Annotated in this window: 21 protein-coding genes; 14 read left to right on the top strand and 7 right to left on the bottom strand. The window is 33.8% G+C overall.

What is annotated here, in order from left to right; translation table 11 throughout:
* Window positions 1-3: 3 nt before the first annotated feature.
* A complete protein-coding gene (locus J7K39_10610) occupies window positions 4-1,092 on the bottom strand; it encodes a bifunctional 3-deoxy-7-phosphoheptulonate synthase/chorismate mutase type II (protein MCD6180342.1) in 1,089 nt (362 codons plus the stop codon).
* Between the two features lie 147 nt (window positions 1,093-1,239).
* Between J7K39_10610 and recJ the strand changes: the two genes are divergently transcribed.
* The gene (gene recJ / locus J7K39_10605; protein MCD6180341.1) at window positions 1,240-3,033 is read left to right on the top strand and encodes a single-stranded-DNA-specific exonuclease RecJ; all 1,794 of its coding nucleotides are present in this window, start codon (window positions 1,240-1,242) and stop codon (window positions 3,031-3,033) included.
* On the opposite strand, the gene J7K39_10600 is transcribed toward recJ, so the two are convergent.
* The 4 genes from J7K39_10600 to J7K39_10585 all read right to left on the bottom strand — a co-directional run bounded on the left by J7K39_10600 (window position 3,023) and on the right by J7K39_10585 (window position 7,234).
* Window positions 3,023-3,625: a DUF308 domain-containing protein gene (locus J7K39_10600; protein MCD6180340.1), complete on the bottom strand. Its 603-nt coding sequence runs from the start codon at window positions 3,623-3,625 to the stop codon at window positions 3,023-3,025. The genes recJ and J7K39_10600 overlap by 11 nt on opposite strands.
* A gap of 138 nt (window positions 3,626-3,763) precedes the next feature.
* Entirely contained in the window at window positions 3,764-4,726 is a 963-nt protein-coding gene (locus J7K39_10595) for a tetratricopeptide repeat protein (GenBank protein ID MCD6180339.1), read from the bottom strand.
* Between the two features lie 360 nt (window positions 4,727-5,086).
* Window positions 5,087-5,674 carry a thioredoxin family protein gene (locus J7K39_10590; GenBank protein ID MCD6180338.1) on the bottom strand — a complete coding sequence of 196 codons (588 nt, stop codon included), beginning with the start codon at window positions 5,672-5,674 and terminating at the stop codon, window positions 5,087-5,089.
* A 9-nt stretch (window positions 5,675-5,683) separates the two neighbouring features.
* The gene (locus J7K39_10585; protein MCD6180337.1) at window positions 5,684-7,234 is read right to left on the bottom strand and encodes a formylglycine-generating enzyme family protein; all 1,551 of its coding nucleotides are present in this window, start codon (window positions 7,232-7,234) and stop codon (window positions 5,684-5,686) included.
* Between the two features lie 242 nt (window positions 7,235-7,476).
* Here J7K39_10585 and J7K39_10580 point away from each other — a divergent pair, with 242 nt between their 5' ends.
* The 13 genes from J7K39_10580 (at window position 7,477) to ispG (ending at window position 23,514) form a co-directional block, all read left to right on the top strand.
* Entirely contained in the window at window positions 7,477-8,595 is a 1,119-nt protein-coding gene (locus J7K39_10580; protein MCD6180336.1) for a hypothetical protein, read from the top strand.
* 36 nt (window positions 8,596-8,631) lie between these two features.
* Window positions 8,632-11,418, top strand: coding sequence for a DNA polymerase I (polA, locus tag J7K39_10575; GenBank protein MCD6180335.1), 2,787 nt, complete (start codon window positions 8,632-8,634; stop codon window positions 11,416-11,418).
* Window positions 11,419-11,421: 3 nt separating this feature from the next.
* Window positions 11,422-12,804, top strand: coding sequence for an MFS transporter (locus J7K39_10570; GenBank protein MCD6180334.1), 1,383 nt, complete (start codon window positions 11,422-11,424; stop codon window positions 12,802-12,804).
* A 169-nt stretch (window positions 12,805-12,973) separates the two neighbouring features.
* Window positions 12,974-13,891: a phosphate/phosphite/phosphonate ABC transporter substrate-binding protein gene (phnD, locus tag J7K39_10565; GenBank protein MCD6180333.1), complete on the top strand. Its 918-nt coding sequence runs from the start codon at window positions 12,974-12,976 to the stop codon at window positions 13,889-13,891.
* The gene (locus tag J7K39_10560) at window positions 13,875-15,386 is read left to right on the top strand and encodes a hypothetical protein (GenBank protein ID MCD6180332.1); all 1,512 of its coding nucleotides are present in this window, start codon (window positions 13,875-13,877) and stop codon (window positions 15,384-15,386) included. Before phnD ends, J7K39_10560 begins: the two co-directional genes overlap by 17 nt.
* Window positions 15,383-16,723: a sigma-54-dependent Fis family transcriptional regulator gene (locus tag J7K39_10555; GenBank protein MCD6180331.1), complete on the top strand. Its 1,341-nt coding sequence runs from the start codon at window positions 15,383-15,385 to the stop codon at window positions 16,721-16,723. Before J7K39_10560 ends, J7K39_10555 begins: the two co-directional genes overlap by 4 nt.
* Before the next feature lie 248 nt (window positions 16,724-16,971).
* Window positions 16,972-18,195 (top strand): hypothetical protein, encoded by a 1,224-nt coding sequence (locus tag J7K39_10550; protein MCD6180330.1) that lies wholly within the window; start codon window positions 16,972-16,974, stop codon window positions 18,193-18,195.
* A 106-nt stretch (window positions 18,196-18,301) separates the two neighbouring features.
* A complete protein-coding gene (locus J7K39_10545; GenBank protein MCD6180329.1) occupies window positions 18,302-18,685 on the top strand; it encodes a hypothetical protein in 384 nt (127 codons plus the stop codon).
* Between the two features lie 15 nt (window positions 18,686-18,700).
* A complete protein-coding gene (locus J7K39_10540; GenBank protein ID MCD6180328.1) occupies window positions 18,701-19,600 on the top strand; it encodes a hypothetical protein in 900 nt (299 codons plus the stop codon).
* Between the two features lie 22 nt (window positions 19,601-19,622).
* Complete coding sequence (locus J7K39_10535) at window positions 19,623-20,177, top strand: YceI family protein (protein MCD6180327.1); 555 nt, start codon at window positions 19,623-19,625, stop codon at window positions 20,175-20,177.
* Window positions 20,177-20,614 (top strand): hypothetical protein, encoded by a 438-nt coding sequence (locus J7K39_10530; GenBank protein ID MCD6180326.1) that lies wholly within the window; start codon window positions 20,177-20,179, stop codon window positions 20,612-20,614. Before J7K39_10535 ends, J7K39_10530 begins: the two co-directional genes overlap by 1 nt.
* Before the next feature lie 244 nt (window positions 20,615-20,858).
* Window positions 20,859-21,623, top strand: coding sequence for a hypothetical protein (locus tag J7K39_10525; GenBank protein ID MCD6180325.1), 765 nt, complete (start codon window positions 20,859-20,861; stop codon window positions 21,621-21,623).
* 10 nt (window positions 21,624-21,633) lie between these two features.
* Window positions 21,634-23,514: a (E)-4-hydroxy-3-methylbut-2-enyl-diphosphate synthase gene (gene ispG / locus J7K39_10520; protein ID MCD6180324.1), complete on the top strand. Its 1,881-nt coding sequence runs from the start codon at window positions 21,634-21,636 to the stop codon at window positions 23,512-23,514.
* Between the two features lie 32 nt (window positions 23,515-23,546).
* Here ispG and J7K39_10515 read toward each other — a convergent pair whose 3' ends face one another.
* Entirely contained in the window at window positions 23,547-24,134 is a 588-nt protein-coding gene (locus J7K39_10515) for a methyltransferase domain-containing protein (GenBank protein MCD6180323.1), read from the bottom strand.
* Between the two features lie 119 nt (window positions 24,135-24,253).
* Window positions 24,254-25,045 carry a Fic family protein gene (locus J7K39_10510; GenBank protein ID MCD6180322.1) on the bottom strand — a complete coding sequence of 264 codons (792 nt, stop codon included), beginning with the start codon at window positions 25,043-25,045 and terminating at the stop codon, window positions 24,254-24,256.
* Between the last annotated feature and the right edge of the window lie 38 nt (window positions 25,046-25,083).

The raw sequence follows: 25,083 nt of genomic DNA, 5'->3' as shown, positions 1-25,083 counted from the left end.
AATTTATTCTTCTTCATAAATACGAGCTTGTCTAGCAATAGATTCTTTATGAACAAGTTCGAGGATTTTCACTAAAAATTCCGCATCCATTCCAAGATTTTTACCGTTTTCCAAACGTTCTCGTAAAATATTCGACCAGCGTTTAAGTTGAAGGATAGTAATATTATTTTCTTTTTTATATTTCCCAATCAAATCAATAATATCTAAACGTCGAGCTAAAATATCTATCATCTCTGCATCTAAACGATCTATTTCCGAGCGATATTCTTCCAGTTTAGTTTCAAAAGCAAAATCGCCACTTCTTTCTCGAACGACTAAATTATTTAGTAAATCATTCAGATCAGAAGGTGTAATCTGTTGCTTGGCATCGGTGAGTGCCTCTTTAGGATTACAATGAGTTTCAATCATCAAGCCGTCCATCTCTAAATCAAAAGACTTTTGTGCTATTTCGGCAAGCAAACTACTTTTGCCGCTAATATGACTGGGATCGGTAATAATTGGTAAAGAAGGATATAAACGTTTTAATTCGATAGGAATTTCCCACATAGGTGCATTGCGGAAAGTAGATTTCTTGAAAAAATCGAAGCCGCGATGAATGGCTGCTAAATTATGTATTCCAACTTCATTAATTCTTTCTAATGCTCCTATCCAAAGTGATAAATCAGGGTTTAACGGGTTCTTTACCATAACGGGAATATCAACACCTTTCAAAGCGTTGGCTATTTCCTGAACCGAAAAAGGATTTACAACGGTACGCGCTCCTATCCAAAGCACATCAATATTATATTTTAAAGCAAGTTCAACATGTTTTGGGTTTGCAACTTCTATAGTTACTTTCAAACCCGTTTCTTGTCGTGCCTTTTGAAGCCATTTTAACGCTTTCTCACCATGCCCTTCAAATGTATTTGGTCGTGTTCGTGGTTTCCAAATACCCGCTCTAAATAATTTTACCGCATCAATCTTTGCTAATTCTTGAGCTGTTTCGAGTACCTGCTTTTCCGATTCGGCACTGCAAGGACCACTAATTATTAAGGCTTGATTATCCGTTTTAATCCACGAATCTAGAGGGTTAACTATAAGCTTATTACTCATCTTACAAAAGTACAAATTTAGCTTGGTTGTTAGCTTTAAAATGTTAAAACACCAAACTTTTCATTCAATAAAATATGAAAATGAAAAAGCTTCAATAAAAACATCAGTATCATTTAAAAGCCGTACATTTGTTTGAATAAAATAAAGATGGAAAAACGTTGGGTAATAAAGAAAAAAGGCGATGAGCAACTTATAAATACTTTGGCTCAAGAGCTTGATATAAACAAGCATCTGGCAAATTTATTAGTTCAGCGTGGTGTTAAAACTTTTGAGGAAGCAAAAGCATTTTTCCGTCCTAGTTACGATCAAATCCACGATCCGTTTCTGATGAAAGATATGGATAAAGCCGTAAGTAGAATCCTTAAAGCTATACGTCAGAAAGAAAAGATTTTAGTTTATGGCGACTATGATGTTGACGGGACTACGGCCGTTTCTTTAGTATATTCTTTTCTGAAAAAAATTGATGCTAATATAGATTTCTATATCCCCGATCGTTATGCCGAGGGTTATGGTATTTCTATTCAAGGAATTGACTTTGCAGCAGAAAATAATTTCAAATTAGTTATTGCCTTGGATTGCGGCATTAAAGCAGTTGATAAAATAGAATATGCCAAAACTAAAGGCGTAGAATTTATTATTGGCGACCACCATCGTCCCGGAGATAAACTTCCCGATGCTGTTGCTGTTTTAGATGCTAAACGCGAAGACTGCGACTATCCTTATAAAGAATTATCTGGTTGCGGTGTTGGCTTTAAGCTTATACAAGCCATAGCAAAAAACAAACAAATACCTTTTAAAAAACTAGAAGAATATCTCGATTTAGTTGCTATCAGCATTGCTGCTGATATAGTTCCTATTACCGGAGAAAATCGCGTATTGGCATATTTTGGTTTAGAAAGAATTAATAATGCACCTCGTAAAGGAATAGAAGCAATTTTAAAATATACAAGTGTTCGTAAAGCACGTTCGCGCAATCTAAATAAAGCACGCGAGGTTTTTAGCAAACCATTAGGAGTTAGCGATTTAGTTTTTCAGTTAGGACCACGAATAAATGCTGCGGGTCGTATAGAAAGCGGCAAAGAATCGGTACGTTTATTAATTAGTAAAACCCAAGAAGAAGCAGATATTATTGCCGATCAAATTAACGATTTGAATACAGAACGAAGAAATTTGGACAGCAAAATTACTGAAGAGGCTCTTGCTATAATCGAAAACGACCCGGAACAAAAAAATAAAAAAGCAAATATTGTTTATAAACCCAATTGGTCTAAGGGAGTTATAGGAATTGTGGCATCAAGACTTATTGAACATTATTATAAACCATCTATTGTTTTTACAAAATCTAATGGTTTGCTTACCGCCTCCTGCCGATCTGTACACGGCTTTGATATTTATGATGCTATTGAACATTGCAGCTCTGTCTTAGAACATTTTGGCGGACATACATATGCTGCAGGACTTTCGATAAAACCGGAAAATTTAGATGCTTTCACCTCTTGTTTTGAAAAATATGTACAAGAAAATATTACAGAAGCTTCTTTACAACCACAAATAAAAATTGACTTAGAACTATGTTTAAATGATATTAATCAAAAATTTTACCGTATTTTAAAACAATTAGCTCCTTTTGGTCCCGGAAATATGCTTCCTGTTTTTATGGTGCGTGAGCTTATTGATACCGGAAAATCACGTATAGTAGGAGATAAACACATTAAGTTAGAAGTCATACCTAAAAACACATCAGCCTATCCTTTTGCCGGCATTGCTTTTCAACAGTCTGATAAATTTGGATTAATAAAATCGGGTAGTGATTATTATAAACATGGTAGTTCTGACAAACAAACTGTATTTAATTTGTGCTTTACTTTAGAAGAAAATGAATGGAATGGGGCTAAAAATTTACAATTAAATGTAAAAGACATAAAAGCTTTTAAAGAGTAATATCATCATCAATTGTATCATCAATATCTTGAGTATAAATCTCCTCTTCCACTTCTTCAATTTCTCCAAGATGTTTAAGTAAAATCGAAAAATAAAGCATTCCACAACCAATTATTAGCAATAAAAAACCAAAGACACCCAACACAATACCCGTAATTATTTCAGGAGCAAAGATGAGAAGTATCCCTATTATTACTGCCAATAATCCATTTATCTTATGCCATATTTTTCCATTAATTTCTATTTGAGGTAATAAGCTCACGGAAAATTGATAAACACCTAAAACAATAGCCCATATCCCAGCTAATATTAATAAAAATTTTATAGAGGCTTCGGGAAAAAACATAACAATACCACCAACAACCATATTAAACAGGCCTTGAAACAACCAAAAAATCATATTTTTATTCTCTTTGGTATAATTAAAAGCCCCAAATATTAATATTAATCCAACAAAGGCAATTACTGTTCCTATAATAAAAACAAGACTTTTTAAAATTTCGACGGGAACAAATATTAGCATTATTCCAAAACTAATAACAAGTATAGCATTGATTAGTATCAAAACCCATTTCTTAGAAAGCATCTTCATTATTTCTGTTTTTTAAATTAGCAATACTTAAACAAACCGTATAATGCAAAGCTAAATAAAAAATAGTCTTGCTGAAGGATAGATAAAAAAAGGCAGCCCAAAAGGCTGCCTTCTCAATTATAGATAAGTTTATAGCTTCTATTTACATTTAAGAACCTCTTTGATTTGAAACTTTGCAGCTTCAACATTAGGTCCGTCAATAACTTTTTTATAGGCAGCGCAAGCATTAGCAGCACTTCCTTTTCCTTCAAAAGCTTTTCCTAATTCAAAATTTACGGCAGAAGCATCCACACCCTCAAGAGCCAATGCTTTTTGAGCAGCATCAATAGTAGCATCCCATTTTTTAAGTTTATTATTAGCTAAAGCCAATAAATAAAAAGTATTAGGAGAGCTTTGAGAGTATTTAAGAGCCTTGTTTAATAAGTCAACAGCAACTGCACTATGCTCAATCTGTAATTCAGATGCTGCTTTTGCTTCAAACATTTTTTGAGCAGCAATGGTAGAGCTTGCTACTTTTTTTGCTGCTGATTTTTTTCCTACACCTAAGGCTATTACTTTATCAAAAGCTTCGGCAGCTAAATCTAATTTATTCAATGCTTTATAAGTCATACCTTTTCCGTAAAAAGCATCAACACATTTAGAGTTATATTTTAATGCTTCGTCAAAAATACTTAAAGCTTCGTCATAATTCTTTTTAGCCATTAATGTTAATCCCTTAGTAGAATATATTTTAGGGATGTATATGGAAGCTGATTTTGCCGTTTTAGCATCGTTAATTTCACTTGCGATTTCTTTTGCGTTTTTTAATGCATCAATAGCAACATCGAATTTTTTCTTTTTATACTGAGTAATACCTTGTTTAAAATATGTGTATCCCAATTTCTTTTGAATATTAGCTTTTAATTCTTCTGCATCAAATCCAATATCATCACATACGGAAATAGCTTCTTCCCATGCTTCAATAGCACCACCATAATTTTTGGCTTTATCTAATTCTAAACCTTCGTTAAATTTTGCTCCTGCTTCATTAATATCTTGAGCGTATGTTAAAGATACCATTCCGACAAAAAGAGCGATTAAAGTTAATCTAATTTTTTTCATTTTTAATTTCCAATCTTTTGGGTTTGCACAATTTTTAGCGGCAAATATATAAAAATCAGATGAAAAGAAGCAAGATAAAAATTTATTAATCAATATAGTGTGTAAAAATTAAACCATCAACAGTTTAAAATAATTTATTTTTAAGCTTGTAGAGCAAATAAAAACTTAACAATTTTTTAAGAAACAGGCTTATCCGTATAAAATACGCTATACTTCTGTTTCGTTTATAAAGATGTTTTATACCTAAATTAGAAATAACAAAAAAGTATAATTACGAATTTAAAAATACCTTATAAACGATTACTTCTCTTTGGAATTACTTTGATTGATTTTCTATTTAACGATTAATGTCGATTAAAATTAAAGCAAGGGTTTTAAAGGATTTTTGTCTTGAATTTTCCATTTAATATTACAACCCGAACTGGGCAATTGATTTTCATCGGGTTTTTTTCCTGCAATTACTTTATTCAGAGCATCTCGTAAGTCTCTTCCATCAATTGGGATATTATTCTGAGGTCGTGAACCATCAAGTTGACCACGATAAACACATCTGTCATTTGCATCAAATAAATTGTAATCAGGAGTGCAAGCAGCTTGGTAAGCTTTTGCCGTTTCTTGTGATTCATCGTAAAGATAAGGGAAGGGAAAACCACGATTAACAGCGAATTGCTTCATCAATTCAGGAGAATCTTCGGGATAATTTTCTACATCATTTGCACTTATAGCCACAAAGCCAATTCCTTTTGGCAAATATTCTTTACCTATTTCAACCAACTCATCCATTACGTGTAAAACGTAGGGACAATGATTACAAATAAACATAATTAGAGTTCCTTTTTCACCTTTAACCGACTTATAATCAAATGATTTACCAGTTACAGTATCGGGTAGTAGAAAGTTAGGAGCTTTAAATCCAAGTTTAGTTTTAATAGTAAATGTTTGAGACATAATTATAGTTTATTCTTCAGCTACCGGTAAAGATTTAGCAATACGAAAGCCAAAATAGTACATAGAATTTGCCGGCATATATTTGCGTCTATTGGCTACACGACAGTCTGCTGCTTTATCACCAAACGAACCACCCCGCATAACCCGTAACTGCCCAAAAGGAGATCCTTGCGGATTTTTTTCCGGACTTTTAGCATAATAACTTTTATGATATCTGTCCTCTACCCATTCGTAAACATTTCCGCTCATATCAAAAATACCCAATTCGTTAGGATCTTTTGAACCCACAGCATGTAAGTGGTTACCACTGCTTTTGGCATACATACAAACATCGTAAATACTGTCGCTACCGGCATAAAGTGTTTGTTTCATTTTTAATCCTCCACGAGCAGCAAATTCCCATTCGGCTTCGGTAAGCAAACGAGCATTCGCCCATTCGGCATATGCTTTTGCACCATACCAGGTTACCGTTGATACAGGCAATTGTGCATTTTTTGAATCAAAAACAAAAATACCGTTTTCATATCGTATTTCAGTACCTATAGATATCAGCTTTAAATTATCTTGTATACCCGTAGAATCACAAGCTATACCGTTTAAAAATTCGACATATTCTTCTATGGTAACTTCATATTTTCCAATATAAAAATCGTCGAGGCAAACCTTATGAACAGGGAGCTCATCTTTTCCTCCAAAATGACTACCCATGTTAAAACATCCCCCTTGAACAAAAATCATATTTTCAATTTCAGGAGCTGCTTTTAAAGGAATATCGTTTATTAACATTACATCCTCAACAGGCTCTTCCGGTATTTCTTCAACAACTTCTTTTACTATTTGTTCGGGGACTTTCTCTACTTGAGTTCCTTCTTGTTTCGGCTCAACTGTTTCTACAGATTCTTGATTTATAGTTTCTTCTTTTGGTTCGGATTTTTCTACAACAGTTTCTTCTATAACTTCTTCTTTTGTTATAGACTGTTCATTTACCTTAATTTCTTGTTTTTCTTCTGTTATATTTTCCTTTTTTTCTATTGGCAACTCTTCAGAAACAGTTGGTTCCAATGTATTTAGCTGCTGTTCTACTTGTTTATTTTCTACCTCTGGCAATATTTCTTCTTCAACTTTTGTCTGTTCCGATATTGGTGGCGTATCTTCTTGCACGGCGACAATTTCTTCTTTAACCGGTTTCTCTGTTATAATAGCATCCAAATTCAAATTATAAACTCCAAATGAACGAACACTTAAAGGAAGCGTGTATTCAAAGCTATCAAAGCCTTCTTTAGAGAATTTCAAGGTGGTAACAGAGGTAGGAACATAAAGATAAAACTTACCTTGTTTAAGCTTAATATCTCCTACAATTCCTTGATCAGCCTCAAAAATAATATTACGCAAACGTGTTTCTATTAATATTAAAGCACAATTTTGTTTGTTTTGATCTAAACGCGGATAGCGACTTGCAATATGGCTATTTGGGTTATAAGTAAAAAACTTAACGGTAAACTCGTCTGCCACTAATTGTATTGTAATAAATATGAAAAGGAGAAGGAATAATTTTTTCATCTGACAATAAATTTAATTGTATGAAATAAAGAAGCGGTTTTTACAAAATACTATTCGGATTAAAACTTATATTACCTTTCTTGCTATAGGAAAAGAAACTTATTTAAAAGTTGTTTGCAAGTTACAAAATATATTGTTCTGTTAAAGTAAAAATTATCACTTTCTCATTTTTGTGATTTACCTAAAAGCAGCTTTGTTTTCGTATTTTTTCCGTAGATTTGTTTATATAAAAAAATAAAATTATGGCATTAACAATAGAAGTCGTTCGTAGTAAAAATCAAAAAAAAGCTTTTGTAAACCTACAATTTGAGATATATAAAAACACACCCTTATGGGTTCCGCCTATTAAAGCAGATGAATTAAAAGCAATAGACCCTGAATATAATCCTGCTATTGAATATAGCGAGTCGGAATTTTGGTTAGCATATCGCGATGGCAAAGCTGTGGGAAGAATTAGTGCGATAATAAATTCAAAATACAATAAAAAAACCGGAAAGAAGTATGGTCGTTTTTCCCGGCTCGAATTTATTGACGATAAAGAAGTTTTTCTACTATTGATGGATACTGCTGTTGCTTGGGTAAAAGAACGCGGAATGGAGATCGTTCACGGACCATTAGGCTATTCTAATTTAGATACTCAAGGAATGCTTATTGAAGGTTTTGATCATCTACCTTCTGTAGCATCTGTTTATCATATGCCTTACTATAAAACTCATCTCGATGCTTATGGTTTCGAAAAAGAAATAGATTGGATAGAATTTCGTCTTACCTTGGGTGAACACGCATTGAATAAAGCCAAACGTGGTGCTGCTATCGTAAAAAAACGTTATGGATTTGAAGTCGTGAAGTTTGAAAAAACAAAAGATTTTTTGCCTTATGTTAAACCTATGTTTAAGGTGCTAAACGAAGCTTTCCAAAAACTGCCGTTTGTTACTTCTTTTAATGATAAAATGGTTGATTTGTATACCCAAAAGTATTTTAAGATAATCAACCCTAAGTTTGTCAGGATTATCAAAAAAGACGATGCAGTTGTTGCTTTTATGATTGCTGTTCCTTCTTTATCCGTAGCTATGCAAAAAGCAAAAGGAAGTATTTATCCTTTTGGATTTTATCATATTTTGCAAGCTATGAAAAAGCCCGAAGTGCTCGATCTGTTTTTAATTGGCGTAATGCCTGAATTTGACAGAGCGGGTGTTGCCGTGGTCCTTTTTGATGAAATATTAGGTGAAATGCATAAGCAGGGAATTAAGTTTATGGAAACAACAGGTATTTTTGAAACCAATCATAATGTAATTAGTAATTGGAAAAATTTCGACTCTATTCAGCATAAACGAAGACGTTGTTTTATTAAAACTATTTAGCCTTTTTAATCATCAAGTCATCTTATAATTTTAGTTATGCCTGAACAGAAAAAACTTTTTCTCCTTGATGCTTATGCATTGATTTACAGAGCTTATTATGCACTTAATCGTAACCCACGTATTAACTCCAAAGGTTTAAACACATCCGCCATTTTAGGTTTTGCCAATACTCTTTGGGAAGTACTCTCTAATGAAAATCCGGATTATATTGCAGTTGTTTTTGATCCTAAAGGAGGATCGTTTCGTAACGAATTTTATCCGGCCTATAAAGCCAATCGTGAAAAAACTCCCGAAGATATTAGCATATCAATTCCCTATATTAAGCAACTTATTCAAGCCTTTAATATTCCTGTTGTTTTAGTTGAGAATTATGAAGCCGACGATGTAATTGGAACTTTGGCTAAAAAAGCTGAAAAAGAAAATTTGCTCACTTTTATGATGACTCCCGATAAAGACTTCGGGCAGTTGGTTAGTGAAAATATTAAAATGTACAAACCTGCTCGTATGGGTAATAAGGCTGAAATTTTAGGTGTAGATGAGGTTTGTGAAAAATTTGGAGTGGAACGCCCCGAACAAGTCATAGATTTTCTTGGTTTAAGTGGAGATGTTTCGGATAATATTCCCGGCATTGCCGGTGTTGGTCCCGTAACAGCTAAAAAACTTATTGCACAATTTGGAAGTGTGGAAGAAATGCTTAAACGTATCGACGAGATAAAAAACCCTAAACTTCGTGATAAAGTTAAGGCGGCAAAAGAAGATGCTTTAATGTCGAAAAAATTAGCAACCATAGATATTAATGCTCCGGTAACTTTTGATTTAAAAAGCTTTGAAAGAAAAGAGCCCAACGCTAAAGCATTAAAAGAAATTACAACAGAATTAGAGTTTAGAACATTTGCTTCAAGGGTTTTAAAACAAATGAATTCCTTATCTGAAAAAGGATTAAATACAGAAAGTGGTCAAGCCGACTTATTTGGATCTGCCGGCATAGAAATACCTACTGAAAGCGAATATAAAACACTTGAAACACAAACACATAATTACGAATTAGTAGATACATTTGAAAAGCGCGAAAAACTTATTAAGACTCTATCTTCATCTATGGCTTTTTGTTTTGATACAGAAACAACCGGCTTAAACCCAAATACAGATGAATTGGTTGGTTTGTCGTTTTCGTATGGTCATCATTCAGGTTTTTATGTTTGCTTACCCGAAAATTTTGCCGAAGCTGAAGCTGTGATGCAAGAGTTTAAAGCTGTTTTTGAAAATGAAAGTATTGGGAAAATAGGTCAAAACTTAAAATTTGATATTTCATTCCTAAAATGGTATGGTATTGAAGTAAAAGGACGTTTATTTGATACTATGATAGCGCATTATCTTTTACAACCCGATATGCGACACTCTATGGACATATTAGCCGAAAACTATTTGGATTATAAGCCCATGCCTATAGCAGATTTGATTGGTAAAAAAGGAAAAAACCAAAAAACTATGCGCGATGTTCCTTTGGATTTACTAAAAGAATATGCTTGCGAGGATGCTGATATTACACTTCAACTAAAAGATATTTTTGAGCCAAAATTACAAGAAGCAGGATTACTTAATTTATTTAATGAAATTGAAATTCCTTTAATTTCAGTCTTGGCTTCTATGGAAGGCGAGGGTGTAAATTTAGATTCAGAGGCTTTAAATGATTTTTCTCTTGAGCTTGGAAAAGAGATTGTTAAACTAAACAAGCAGATACAAGAAATGGCAGGTGTTCAGTTTAATGTATCATCGCCAAAGCAGTTGGGCGAAATTCTTTTTGGACATATGAAAATTGTTGAAAAAGCTAAAAAAACCAAATCGGGACAATATTCAACAGGCGAAGATATACTTCGTAAATTAGAAAACAAACATCCTATCATTCGCGCAATTTTAGATTATCGCTCTTTAACTAAATTAAAGTCAACTTACGTTGATGCCTTACCTTTATTGGTTAATCCGCGAACAAGAAGAATACATACAAGCTACAACCAAACAGTAGCAGCTACTGGTCGTTTAAGCTCCACGAATCCCAACCTTCAAAATATTCCTATCCGAACGGAAAAAGGGCGCGAAATACGTAAAGCTTTTGTTCCGCGCAATGCCAATTATATTCTTTTAGCGGCAGATTATTCTCAAATTGAATTACGAATTATCGCCAGCCTAAGCGGCGATAAAGCTATGATACAAGCATTTAAAGATGGTATCGATATACATACTGCCACAGCTTCTAAAGTGTATAATGTACCTATTGAAGAGGTTGACAAAGATATGCGTCGTAATGCTAAAGGTGTGAACTTTGGGATTATTTATGGAATTTCTGCTTTTGGACTTGCAGAGAATATTGGAATTTCGAGGAAAGAAGCGGCTGAGATTATTGCCACTTATTTTGAGAGTTATCCTGCTATTAAAAACTATATGGAGCAAACCAAAATTTTTGCAAGAGAAAAGGGTTATGTAGAAACCATAAAAGGTCGCCGCCGCTATTTAAAAGATATCAATTCTTCCAATGCCATTGTGCGTGGTTTTGCCGAGCGAAATGCAATTAATGCACCTATCCAGGGTTCTTCGGCCGATATGATAAAAGTGGCTATGATTAATGTTCAAAAACGAATGCTAGAAAAAAACATGCAATCGAAAATGATTTTGCAAGTGCACGATGAATTGGTTTTTGATGCGCATTTAGATGAAGTTGAAGAACTAAAAATCTTGGTTGAAAAAGAAATGCGAGAAGCTATTTCTCTAAATGTCCCCATTGTTGTAGATATGAATACCGGTAAAAACTGGTTAGAAGCCCATTAAATTATGTCTAACGAAAAAGCAATACGCTGGGCAATAAATAGTGCGGCTTTGGTCGTTTTAATGGATTTGTCGGCAGTAAATATTGCTTTGCCCGAAATGCGCTCGTATTTTCAATTTAGCGTTTCGCTTATTTCTATGGTTTTAATGATTTCTATGCTCACAGCAACAAGCTCAGCATTGATTATGGGAAAGATAAGTCAAATTGCATCACCTAAAAAAATCCTAATCTCTGGTTTTGCAATTTTTGGTCTCACTACTTTCTTAAGTGGCATCACTACTGATTTTAATTTTTTACTTGGCTTGCGCTTTTTTCAGGGATTTGCTGAGGCGGCTTTATATGTTATTGGTCCAGCCTTAATTAAAAGATATATTTCAGAAGAAAAACAAGCAAGTGCTTATGGCCAATGGATGATGAGTACCGGAATAGGAATAAGTGTTGGACCTTTGATTGGCGGTTATTTAATAAGTTTATTCTCTTGGCAAGCAGTGTTTTTTATAAATATTCCTTTGGTAATTATGGGTTTATGGTTTAGTTTTAAACTCCGACTCAAAGCAGATAAAACAAAAAGAGAAAAATTTGATATTTTGGGTGCTTTTTTAAGTTTCGCCTTTCTCGCCAGCCTTATCGCTGGAGTTAATATAGGAAGGAATTATGGATGGTCTGGAGCTTGGCCATTTCTGCTTATTTCCCTCTTTTTATTTTTAATTTTCCTTTATCGACAGAAAAAATGCTCTTTTCCAATTTTGGAATTGAGTTTATTCCGTTTACGAAACTTTTGGTTGGCGAGTCTAGGTTTCTTTTTATTTTTTGTGGTGAATGTTGGATCGCGCTTTTTGCGCCCCTTTTATTTTGAAGAAGGAAGAGGTTTTGACACAGAACTATCGGGTTTGTTGATGGTAATATCGCCCGCAATAATGGTTCTTCTCGCACCATTTACTGATTATTTTCAGCGCATTTTAAGCACAAAGAAAGTGGTGCTTTTAGGCAATTTCTTTTTGTTTGTTTCTATGCTTTTCTTTAGCTTTTGGAGTCAACAAAGCAGCCTTTTATTTATTGTTTTCTCAATGATACTCCTCGGAATTGGAATGGGTTTGTTTTATCCGGCCGCAACAACAATTGGGATGTTAAATTTGCCTCGCAAAAATTACGGTATGGGATCGGCTGCCATTGCCACTTCAAAAAGTATGGGTAAATTGATTGGCGTTTTGGTTTTTGCCTTGTTGTTTAGTTATTTCTTTCAAAACCTCAATTTAAGGTTCGAAAACGTGTTGTTCTTGAATGAAATTCAAGCCGTTCAAAGTGTTTTCCGTTTTGCTGCTGGGCTTGCATTTGTCGGACTTCTATTTTCGTTTTTCTTTCAGAATGACCTAAAATCTTCCGAATAACCAAAAAAAGTATCCGTTTAAATTTTAATCATATCAAATACATCAATTTCTTTTTGGTGCAGTTTATGCAATAGCAGAACCAAGGATAAAATAAAATTAAACAGATCAATATTTTTCTCCAAATTCATTATAAAATTGATTTACTTTACAAATACTTAAATAAGTAGATATGAAACGAATTGCAACACTATTCTTTTTGTTTTTAACCTTTGCTTGCACAAACACGAATAATAAAAATGCTCAGGTTAATTTTGCCGATACTTCGAATCAGAAATCAAGCGTAAATACTAGCGAAACGGACGCCGTGTATATTGCTATTGCGTCTATGACTTCGCCCAAAGAAACCTACAGTTATTATAATGATTTGATAAATTATATCTCAAAAAAATCGGGTCACCCCATTTTTATTAAGCAAAAAAAATCTTACGAAGAAGTTAATCTGCTCTTAGAAAATGCAGAGGTAGATTTTGCATTTATATGTTCGGGAGCTTTTGTTGAGGAATATTCGAGCGGAAAAATAAGATTATTGGTAGCTCCACAAATCGATCAAAAGACCTCATACCAAGCTTACATTATTACTCAAAAAGACTCAGAAATCAACACTTTTAAAGATTTTGAAAACAAACAATTTGCTTTTACAGACCCGCTTTCAAATACGGGAAGATTATATCCGTTTAAAGAGTTAGTACAACTTTCCGTTGAGGAAGAAAATTTCTTTCAAAAGACAATTTATACGTATGGGCATGACATTTCTATCCAGATGGTAAACAGGGGTATTGTTGATGGCGCTTCGGTACACGGCCTTATCTATGATTATATTGCAATGCATCATCCAGAACGAATTGAAAATATCAAAATTATTGAAAAGTCAGAATTTTTTGGCATACCACCCGTGGTGGTTCCTTCGTCGCTGTCGGAAAAATGCTTTAAAAAGTATCAAGACATTTTCTTAAACCTACATACTGATAGTATAGGAAAAAGCTTGCTCGATAAACTCAATATCGACAAATTTGTTCGAGTAGATGATTCAATATATACTAGTGTTTTTCAATTAAAAGAATTGATTAATAATGCAGCTTCAAAATAAAATAATCAGGCTCCCTTTATTTTGGAAATTTGCCATCGTTTCTACTTTTGTAGTCCTCATCTTTGGTCTTACTAATATTTATCTTTTATGGACATCTGTTTATACTTCTTTTGAAAAAGAAATAGACAAGCGTTGTAAGGTACTTGCCGGTATAGTTGCAGAAAAAGCACTGACACCATTAGTTTACGAAGACGCTTTAAGCCTTTATAATATACTTGACGAAGTAAAACAAAGTGATCCTAGCATAGCCTATATATTTTTATTGAATAGTCAGAATAAGCTTGTTGCTCAAACCTACGATATCAATATCCCACCGGGATTACTAAACATAAACCAGCTAAATTCAGAGGACTATAACATACTGGTTATCAATACAAATAATTATAAATATCCTGTTATCCGAGATATTGCTTATCCTATACTAAATGGAAATATAGGAACGGTTCGCCTTGGCATTGTAGAGGAACACATCCAACAAGAAATTACGGAGGCAACTCGAAATTTGATATTAATGATTATCATTTTCTTTATTCTCGGCTTAGTCGGTGCGTTATTCTTCTCTTACATCATTACCTCTCCCATTAAAAACATCAGCCGGAAAGCACAAATTTTTGATTTAAATAAAACTGGTCTAGAGAAAGACTATAGTGTAACAAAACGTAAATTCAGACGTTTTTTAAACCTCCAAATCAATGATGAGCTAGATGTACTTGAAACAAAATTTTCAGAAATGTTGGTTCGACTTGAAAACAGTTATCAGGAGTTAAAAAAAACACAAGGCGCATTGGTTCAGGCTGAAAAGCTAGCTTCTTTAGGAACCCTTTCGGCAGGTGTTGCCCACGAAATAAACAATCCCATCTCAGGAATTAGAAATTGCACAAAGAGAATCACTAAAGATCCTGCAAATATTGAGCAAAATACCAAATACATTCTTTTGATACAAGAAGCAACTACACGCATAGAAAATGTAGTTCAACATTTGTTAAATTTTAGTCGCAAGCAAGATATCTTGCTACAGAAAACAAAATTGAATACCGTTATCGAAAATGCAATTAAACTAACCAGCCACAAGCTCTCAGACCAACGGATAATTGTAAAACGTAAATTCCAAAGAGATCACTTTGTAAATGCTAGTGCCAATCATTTGGAACAAATATTTGTAAACCTAATTCTAAACAGTTACGATGCTATTCTTGAACGAAAAGAGAATGAGCCTCAACTGGTAGGAGAAATAGAAATAACCGCCAATCCAATTGATGATAAAGTATATATTCATTTAAAGGACAATGGTATTGGTATTCCTAAGCCGAGCCAAGATAAGATTTTCGATCCTTTCTTTACGCTTAAAAAAGTAGGGAAAGGAACCGGATTGGGGCTGTCTGTTTCTTTTAATTTGATTAAAGAACATCAAGGAACAATATCCTTTAGCTCTACTGTGGGTGTGGGAACCGAATTTATTATTGAATTGCCTTGTTCTAAAAAAAATAAACTATGAAAATATATGTTGTAGATGATGAACGCATAATTCGGGTTTCTCTTGCCGACGAATTAAAAGATGCCGGTTATGAGGTTTTTGAATTTGCTCATGCCGGTTCTGCATTGAAACAAATGAAAACCATCACCCCTGATATTGTAATCACCGATCTAAAAATGCCAGACATTAATGGCATTGAATTCTTAGAGAGAATAAAAAAAATAAATCCGGCTATTTTTGTTGTTCTAATGACAGCATATTCTACTGTTTCCACAGCAGTAGAAGCTATGAAATTAGGCGCCTATGATTATGTCGAAAAACCTTTCGATAACGAAAAAATACTTCTTATTATCGAGCGTATTATCGAACTTAAACAAGTTAAGGATGAGAATAAAGAACTAAAAATAAAATTAAAACAGAATTACAATTTTTCGTCTTATGTAGGCGAAAGTGCTAGGGTAAATGAAATTTTCAACTTGGTAAAAATCGTTGCGCAAAAATCAACTTCTGTTTTGCTTGTAGGTGAAACAGGAACGGGGAAAGAGTTGTTAACTAACATCATTCATTATAACAGTAGTCGAAGTAAAAAACCATTGATTAAGGTTAGTTGTGCAATATTGAATCGTGAAATATTTGAATCCGAACTTTTTGGACATGAAAAAGGAGCTTTTACTGGAGCCATCTCAGAAAAAATAGGACGGTTTGAAATGGCCTCTGGTGGCACTCTTTATTTGGATGACATTGATGATATTCCGCTCGACATGCAGGTAAAGTTATTAAGAGCACTTGAAGAGAGAGAAATAGAAAGAGTTGGCGGAAGTAAAATAATTAAGGTTGACATTCGTCTTATTGCTTCCACCAAAAAAGATTTGAGAAAAATGGTAGACGAGGGAAAGTTTAGAGAAGATCTCTTCTATCGTCTAAATGTATTTCCAATTCAGTTGCCTTCTTTAAGAGAAAAACCTGAAGATATTGTTCGTTTAACCAAGCATTTTGTTTCGATTTATTCTGAGGATGGCGAAAAGCAAATTGACAGTGAGGTATTTGATATTTTAAAAAAATATCCGTTTCCTGGAAATGTTAGAGAATTAAAAAACCTTTCGGAACGACTAACACTGTTGAGTGCTGATAACAAGATAGATACAGAAATCATTCCTTACGAAATAAAATTTCCCGATTTTAAACGAAGCTGCTTTACTTTCGATAATAAAACGCTAAATGAAATCCTTGAAGAGGTTGAGAAAAATGCAGTCATTACCGCTTTGGATAAATCACATGGTAACAAAGCAAAGGCTGCAGAACTATTAGGACTTCCAGCATCTACTCTAAAATCAAAGGTTATAAAATTCAAGCTGTAAGCCCTGTATTTATAAAATTTTAAGCGACCGTTTTTCGTCTTTATCGACGAGAACCCGTCGTTTTTTTTCTTTTTTTTTCTGCCCGAAAATAATTTTTAATTTTTTTCTGAACAATTTGCCCCTAATACTCAGAAATATACAGTTAAGCGAATAAATAATTGTCTTCTGCATTATAGAACGGGACTATTAATTGCAATGGGATAAAGCCTAATCAATAATCAATTAATTGAACATAATTCTATAAAAAAATGAAAAAGTATTTTAAGTATTTCGCAAGTCTGCTCCTTTTAGGATCAATGCTATCATTAAACAGTTGTAAAAAAGATGATACAGGAGGAGATGACCCAATTGTTGATCCGGGAGAAAGTACATCAGAACTTCTCGTGAAAAAATTTACTTCGGCACCTACTTTAGATGGTATCGTTGATGAAATGTGGGGAACAGCCCAAAGATTAGTTGGAACCACAGAAGTTCCTAATTTATCTGCCAGAGGAACGTATTTAAATAGTGATGGTGAAGGTACAGAGGAAGGCCTAGGCTTATTTGCTCCTTATACTGGTGAAAAATATCCATTTACGATGCGCTCAGGTTATTTCGGAAATGATATTTATTTCTTATTAGAATGGGATGATTCAGATGACAGTAAAGACAGACAGTCTTGGTATTTTGATCCAAGTGATAAACTCTGGAAAAGTGAGCATAAGTATGCGAATACCGCTTCTGATAAATTCTATGAAGATAAGTTTGCTTTCTTATTTCCAATAGGAGACGTAAGTGGATTTAGTTCTTCAACGTGCTATGCTACTTGCCATCAAAATCTAACTATTGTAAATGCTAAAGACAAACATACTAGACATTATTTAACCACGGACGGAGAGAAAATTGATATGTGGCACTGGAAACGTGTTAGAGGTACTTATGCCGGTCAGGTTGATGATCAAATGATGACTTATGATGATCCTTCTAAAATGTCTGGAACAAATGGAAGACATGGTGATTCAACAGGTGAAGGAGGATATTCAAATAACTCTCAAACTTTAAATAATGGTAATGCTGACGTGAGTGTTCCGCTGTATATTATTCCTAACAGAACAGATTATTACTGGATTAGTCAAGACGAAATTGACAACGGCACAGCTAAGCTAATAACAGCAGTAGATGCTAATGGTGTGCTTACTTACAATGGCGGAACAATTGATCCTGCTGATGGTGGATACGAACATGCTACAGGCAACAAACGTTTTCCAAGTGTTACAACTAGAGCTTTTACTTTAGGTAGAGGTGATATTTCTATCTCCGCTGTACACACAGGTACTGGTTGGATTTGCGAGTTCACACGTAAACTAAATACAAATGATGCAGATGATGTTGTATTTGATGTGACAGAAGAATTGGCTTTTGGCTTGGCTATATTTAATAATGCAGCAATTGCACATGCAATCAAGCCTAACCTAATCTTGAAGTTTGAATAATAATTAACACATAATGAATGTGGCAGCTGTCTTTAAAACTTTAAAAATAGCTGCTACATTCTCAATATTTCAGATTCAATAATATTAATTAACAATTCAAAATATTATGACTCAATCAACACTAAATAGATTTGCAATTCTAATGCTGCTAACTGTAATTTTTAGTTCCTGCAAATACGAACAAATAGAACTACCTGATGAATTACCTCAGAACGTAAGTTTCCAAACAGAGCTAATTCCTATTTTCAACCAAAGCTGTAATGCTATTGGATGCCATAATGTAAACGGAATCTGGCCAGATTTATCAGAAGGAAATGCCTTTGAAGCAATAACTACAGGCGGTCAGTTAGATTTAGATACTCCAGAAAACAGCAAGCTTTATATGCGTATGATAGATCTGCAGAGTCCAATGCCTCTTTCAGGAATATTATCTAAAACTCAAACCGATAAGGTGCTAGTATGGATTAGAGAAGGTGCAAATAATAATTAGATAAATTATAAAATCATGAAAAAACTGTATTTACTAACGATAGCTTTTGTGTTCTTTTTCTCACAGTCATATGCTCAAGATGATTTGATGAATATGTTAGACGATGAAGTTGAAGAAGAAATAGAATATACTGCCTATACATTCAAATCTACAAGAATTATTAACGGTCATTCTATTGAAAGAATGCAAAAAGGTCAGCTCGATTTTAGGATTAACCACCGCTTTGGACAATTGAATAGTGGTGCTTACCAACTTTGGGGATTAGATAATGCCCTTATCAATTTCTCTTTTGAATATGGTATTAACGATTGGTTAATGCTTGGTTTACGTCGAGGAACAAACAAAAAAACCTACGATGGCTCTCTTAAACTTACAATAATCCGTCAATCAAAAGGAAAAAGAGTAATGCCCGTTTCTATATCTTATTATGGAGATGTATCTCTTAAAACACTTAGAGGTTATTTAGATCTTCCTGATATGAGAGATGGTGTTTTTGATGATTATATGTCGAGAATGGGATTTACTCATCAATTGTTAATTGCCCATAAATTTAATGAAGCTTTATCTTTACAGCTCTCCCCAACTTTTGTACATAGAAACTTTGTCATTGAAGGTGAAAAAAACGATATTTTGGCCATGGGAATTGGTGGTCGCTATAAATTTATACGTAGAGTAGCCGTTACTTTCGAGTACTTCTATACAAACCATGCAAAATCGGATAATGCATATTTTAATCCTCTTGCTATAGGATTCGATATTGAAACAGGAGGCCATGTATTTCAAATATTTGCAACAAATTCAAAGGCTATGGTTGAGGATGGTTTTATTGGCGAAACAACAGGAGACTGGCTCAATGGAGGAATCTATTTTGGTTTCAATATCTCAAGAGTTTTCGCCATAAAATCAGGCCATTAAAAACAAACTAAAAAATATAATAATGAAAAATAAATTCCTTTTAATAATCTTGATTAGTTTCTTAGCCGTAACTGCTCAGGCACAAAAACAGATAACCAAGACGGGCACTGTTGAGATTTTTTCTGAAACCCCTTTGTTTACCATTGATGGGATAAACAAAAAGGTAGCCAGTATATTAAATACGGAAACAGGTGATATTGTAGCCTCAACTTTGGTGCGTTCATTCAAGTTTGAAGAAGCCCTAGTAGAAGAACATTTTAACGAAAATTATATCGAATCTCATAAGTTTACAAAATCGGTATTCAAAGGAAAAATAATCAATTTCGATGTTGCTAACTTTTCCATTGATGGTTCTTATGATGTCCTATTTCAAGGAAAATTTACCATCCACGGAGAAACAAGAGATATTGAAGAAAAAGGGATAATCACAGTAAAAGATGGTCTTATATCTGCGGAATCAGAATTCCATATTTCACTTGAAAATTATAAAGTAAAAGTAGAAAAGTCGTATAAGAAAGCCATTAAAGATGAAATTCTGCTAAAGATAAAATTCGACTATAAACCTTATAATAAGTAATGATGAAAAAGAACCTGAAAATATTTTTGATTGTTGCTGCAATTGGTTTAGTGGGCGGTTTAGCGACAGTATATTACGTTTTTAATATGCCCCATCGTGATATTGAGCACGAGACACCCGCCTATAGTTTAACGGCAAAAGCATTTTTTAATGAATATAATTCTGACGAAGAAGCTGGAAATATAAAATTTGCTAATCAAGTAGTTCAAGTTCAAGGAGAGATCGTTGATATTACAACCAACGGCTTTGAGGTATCCATTGTTTTAAATGATGAAATGGAAGCTGTAAACTGCGCTATAGATAGCCTTAGTGTAGTTCATAATCAAGCATTTCTTAGTGACTTGAAAATAGGAGATCAAGTTTCACTCAAGGGAAAATGCGATGGCTTTGATATGATTATGGGTGTGGTTCTAACACGTTGTTATATATTGAATTAAATATCATTAAAATGTAAATTTATACTGAACTTAGGTTAGTAAACCCCATTTTATAAAAATTTGTCTCATAATTCTTTGAATAAGCGGTATTCTCTAGTTGTACAAACTGGAGATATCGCTTATTTGTTTTTAGTAAAATATAAACACTTTGAAAAACGAAAAGGATTTGTAATTTTATCACTTAATACAAATCATTTAAAATTTAACACACATTTAAAATTTACCATTTAATACTCCCATTACTATGAATCGTTTAATTTCTCCTTTTCCAACTGATATACCACAACTAAAGACTACTAATTTTGTTTCTTGGCACGATGTTGATTTTAGTGGCTTTTTGAGTTTACATTCTCTCTTTAATTTTGCTCAGGAAACGGCCTGGAAGCATTCAGAGGAACTGAATTTTGGTTTTAAAAAAATGAGCGAGGCTAAATTAGCTTGGGTTTTGTTTGGAATGCGAATAAAAATACTCAAAAGCTTACCGGGTTGGCAAGAAAAGTTAATTATTCAAACACAGCCAAAAGGTATTACCGGCTTATTTGCTAATCGCGATTATAGGATGTTAAATGAGAAAAATGAGTTGATAGCTGTTGGATCATCCAACTGGGTTGTGATTGATATCGAAGCCCGTAGACCTCTGCGTTTAGACCATGTTTTTGACTCTTTGCGTTTTGTTGAAAATCCTATAAATTATATCTCGCGTTTAAAACCCAGAGGTGAATTCCCTTTTTTATTAAATACGTATACCGTAAAAGCCAGCGATATAGATTTATACGGTCATGTAAATAATGCCAAATATATAGCGTGGATAAACGATTTGTATATACCTGAACAACTGAAAAACCATCCTTTAAATGAAGTCTTAGTAAATTTTTTACAAGAAACTCGTTTTGGTGATGAAATAGAAATCTATGCAGATAATGTAGAAAATCAAGGAAAAGTCCGCTATAAAATGCAGCGTAAAAACGACGAGAAAATAATTCTCATGGCAGAATTTGATTGGAAATAGAAAGAAGGAAATGCATTCTGAAAATAAATATACAACTGATTATTTTTCTTATAAACGTTTAAAAACACGAGAAGTAAGGGTAGGGAGTATTATTTTAGGAGCTGCAAATCCTATTGTTATTCAGTCTATGTGTAACACTAACACATTGGATACCAAAGCAACAGTTAAGCAATGCACGCGAATTATTGAGGCAGGAGGAGAACTAATTCGTTTAACGGTACAGGGAATTTCTGAAGCAGAAAATCTTAAAAATATTAAGTCTGAACTTATAACAAAAGGCTATAATACACCTTTGGCTGCCGATATTCATTTTAATCCTAAAGTGGCTGAAGTAGCTGCTCAATATGTTGAAAAAGTTAGAATTAATCCCGGCAATTATGCGGAGAAAAACGCAAAAGAAGATTATTCTGAAGATGAATATCAGCAAGCGCTAATTAACACTGCTGAAAAATTAAAGCCTTTAATTACGATTTGTAAAAAGCATAAAACAGCCATTCGCATTGGTGTAAATCACGGTTCTTTATCCAACCGGATTATGAGCAAATATGGAAATACGGCTGAAGGAATGGTGGAATCGGCAATGGAATTTGTGAAATTTTTTGAGGATGCTGAATTTTACGATTTGATTATTTCGCTTAAATCGAGTCATGTTTTAACCATGGTTTATGCCAACCGTTTATTGGCTGCCCGAATGCAAGAAAATAAGCACGTTTATCCCATACATTTAGGAGTAACCGAAGCGGGGAATGGTTTGGAAGGTCGACAAAAATCTATAGCAGGTATGGCGACTTTGTTGAATGATGGGATAGGAGATACTATTCGAGTTTCCTTAACGGAAGCTCCAGAAAATGAAATTCCTGTTGCTCTCGCTTTACGAGAATCGTTTAAAATACAATTAGCACATTCTGGTTTTGAATCACAAAAACCTTGGTTTAATCCTTTTACTTTTCGCAAAAGAGTTTCTTCTTCCATCGGCATTATTGGCGGGAATAATTCTCCTTTAGTTATCTCTACAGCCGCCCAGCGAAACAGTTGTAAAGTGAAAAAACCTATGCAAGAAATTGATACGCCTCCGCCAGATATTTTATATCTCGGAAGTGATAAACCCATTTTCTTGCCTTCGGATAAGACATATATTCAGGATTTTGCTGCTTGGGAAAACGAACATACAAATTGTTATCCTCTGTTGAGTGGAAAAGAGCTTTTGGAAAACTCCTTTGCGGATAATCAAGATGTTTATGTTAAGCTTTCGCTTGATGATTTAAGCTCAATAAAATATTTAAGTGCTATTAAAAATCAATCAAATGCAATTATAGTACTCACTGCGGAAACGGAAAATCCAATTACCGAATGGAGAAAAGCATTTTATTATTTGCAAAAAGAGCAAATGAAAAATCCTGTTGTTTTGCATCGATTGTTTAATCTAGATCAAAACGAAGCCTTTTTGTTGGAAAGCACAAAAGTGTATTCAGCTCTTTTACTCGATGGTTTTGGTGATGGAATTTGGTTGCAAGACAAAGGAAATATTCATATTGAAACACTTAAACAAGTTTCTTTTGGAATATTGCAAAGTTGTAGACTTCGCTTAACACATACCGATTATATTGCTTGTCCATCCTGCGGTAGAACGCTATTTAATATTGAAGATAGGCTGGAAGAAATTCGCGAAAAAACAAAGCATTTAAAGCATCTTAAAATTGCTATTATGGGCTGTATTGTAAATGGTTTGGGCGAAATGGCAGATGCTGATTACGGTTATGTTGGAAGTGGAAAAGCGAAGGTAAATCTGTATAAAGCTAAAACCCTAATGCGTAAAAATATTCCTGAAAAAGAAGCTTCAAACGCTTTAGTATCTTTAATAAAATCCGAGGGCGATTGGGTTGATATTTAATAATCTACTCTTACAAATATGATTATCGCCTGCTAAGAAATTTTTTCTAATATAAAAAATAACTCTCTGTTTCTGCGAGGTTTGATAGAGTTATAAGCCGTTTCAAAAATGTTTAAATGATAATAAGGGGTGAAAAGCTGCCGATATTCTTCGGGCGTTCCGCTATATGGTGGTCCTTCAAAATTAAACGGATGATTAAAAACTAAACCCACTAATTTTCCTCCCGACTTTAATAAATCGGCGGTTTTTTGTACGTATTCTTTTCGTTGAGATGGAAATATCGAAGTAAAAAAAGTCTGTTCAATAATCAAGTCATATTTTCCTTTATGCTTAAAAAAATCCTCATCCAAAATATTTGATTTTGGAAAATCCGGAAAGCGAGACAAAAAACTATGTATTGCTGCTCTGGAAAAGTCGAGTACAAATACATTTTCAAAGCCTTGCTTCCAAAGATATTCTGCTTCATAAGCATTACCTGCTCCGGGAATCAAAATGCGCGTAGATTTATCGCTTAACTGATCAAAATACTCCTTTAATGGTGTAGAAACATATCCAATATCCCAGCCCGTTTGATTAGTCTCGTAAGTCTTATCCCAATATTCAGGTGAGAGTTTAAACATAAATTAACCTATTATACATTTATAAAAAAGTCGTTCATTATCTTAAAAAAACTTTATATTTACTTGAATATCAAACAATTAAATATGCAAACAACTTTGCGTCAAATTCCGACAAAATTTTAGTCATTTTCTTCATAGTAATACGAATAGTCAATCCCTTTCATAAACATTTCACGGTCGTTTATCTTGTTGGTTAAAGCATTTTTCAACAAGCTTTTTAGAACATTGCTGTTTGTTGGACTTTGCATCATTGCGCTCATATAATCTCTTTTGCTTATTTTACTCCAATCAACGCATTTTTCCAAGCGTTTTTTTAATATCAAATCCAACCATATTCGGGTACTTCTGCCGTTACCTTCCATAAACGGATGTGCAATATTCATTTCTACATATTTATCTATAATATTATCAAATGTTGTTTCGGGCATTGCTTCTATTTGCTTTAATGTTTCGCCCAAAAAGCGTGATACAGCAAATTGGAAACCGCCTTTTGAAATGTTTTTTTGTCTAATTTGCCCTGCAAAATCATACAAGCCACCAAATAAATAAGCGTGAATTTGTTGTAAGCCTCTAATTGTGCCAATTTCAATACTATTGATAAATGAACTTTCAAATAAGGCATACGCTTTTGTCTTACTTTTTCCGTCAATGCTTTCGTCGCTAAAAGTAAACCATTCGATAAACCGGTTGGCTTTTGTTCCGGGAAATATTTTGCCTAAGGCAATAATGCCGTTGTAATCCAACATATCGGATTTATACTGTTTGCCGTCTGCCGCAGTTAATTTCAGTTGGGTAGTAACACTAACCAACTGACTATTTTCTTTCTTCAACTTGGCTTTAAGGTATTTCCAATAGTTGCGGGTTTTAGTATAATCATTTTGGTCGGTAAGCACAGCAACAATATCCAACACCGAGAACCACCACTTGGAGTTCTTTTCGTCCCAAACAG

Source organism: Bacteroidales bacterium (assembly GCA_021157585.1).
In the GTDB taxonomy this organism is placed as follows: domain Bacteria; phylum Bacteroidota; class Bacteroidia; order Bacteroidales; family UBA12170; genus UBA12170.
The sequence above is the reverse complement of the archived record's forward strand: the minus strand, read 5'-3'. Positions and strand labels throughout refer to the sequence as shown.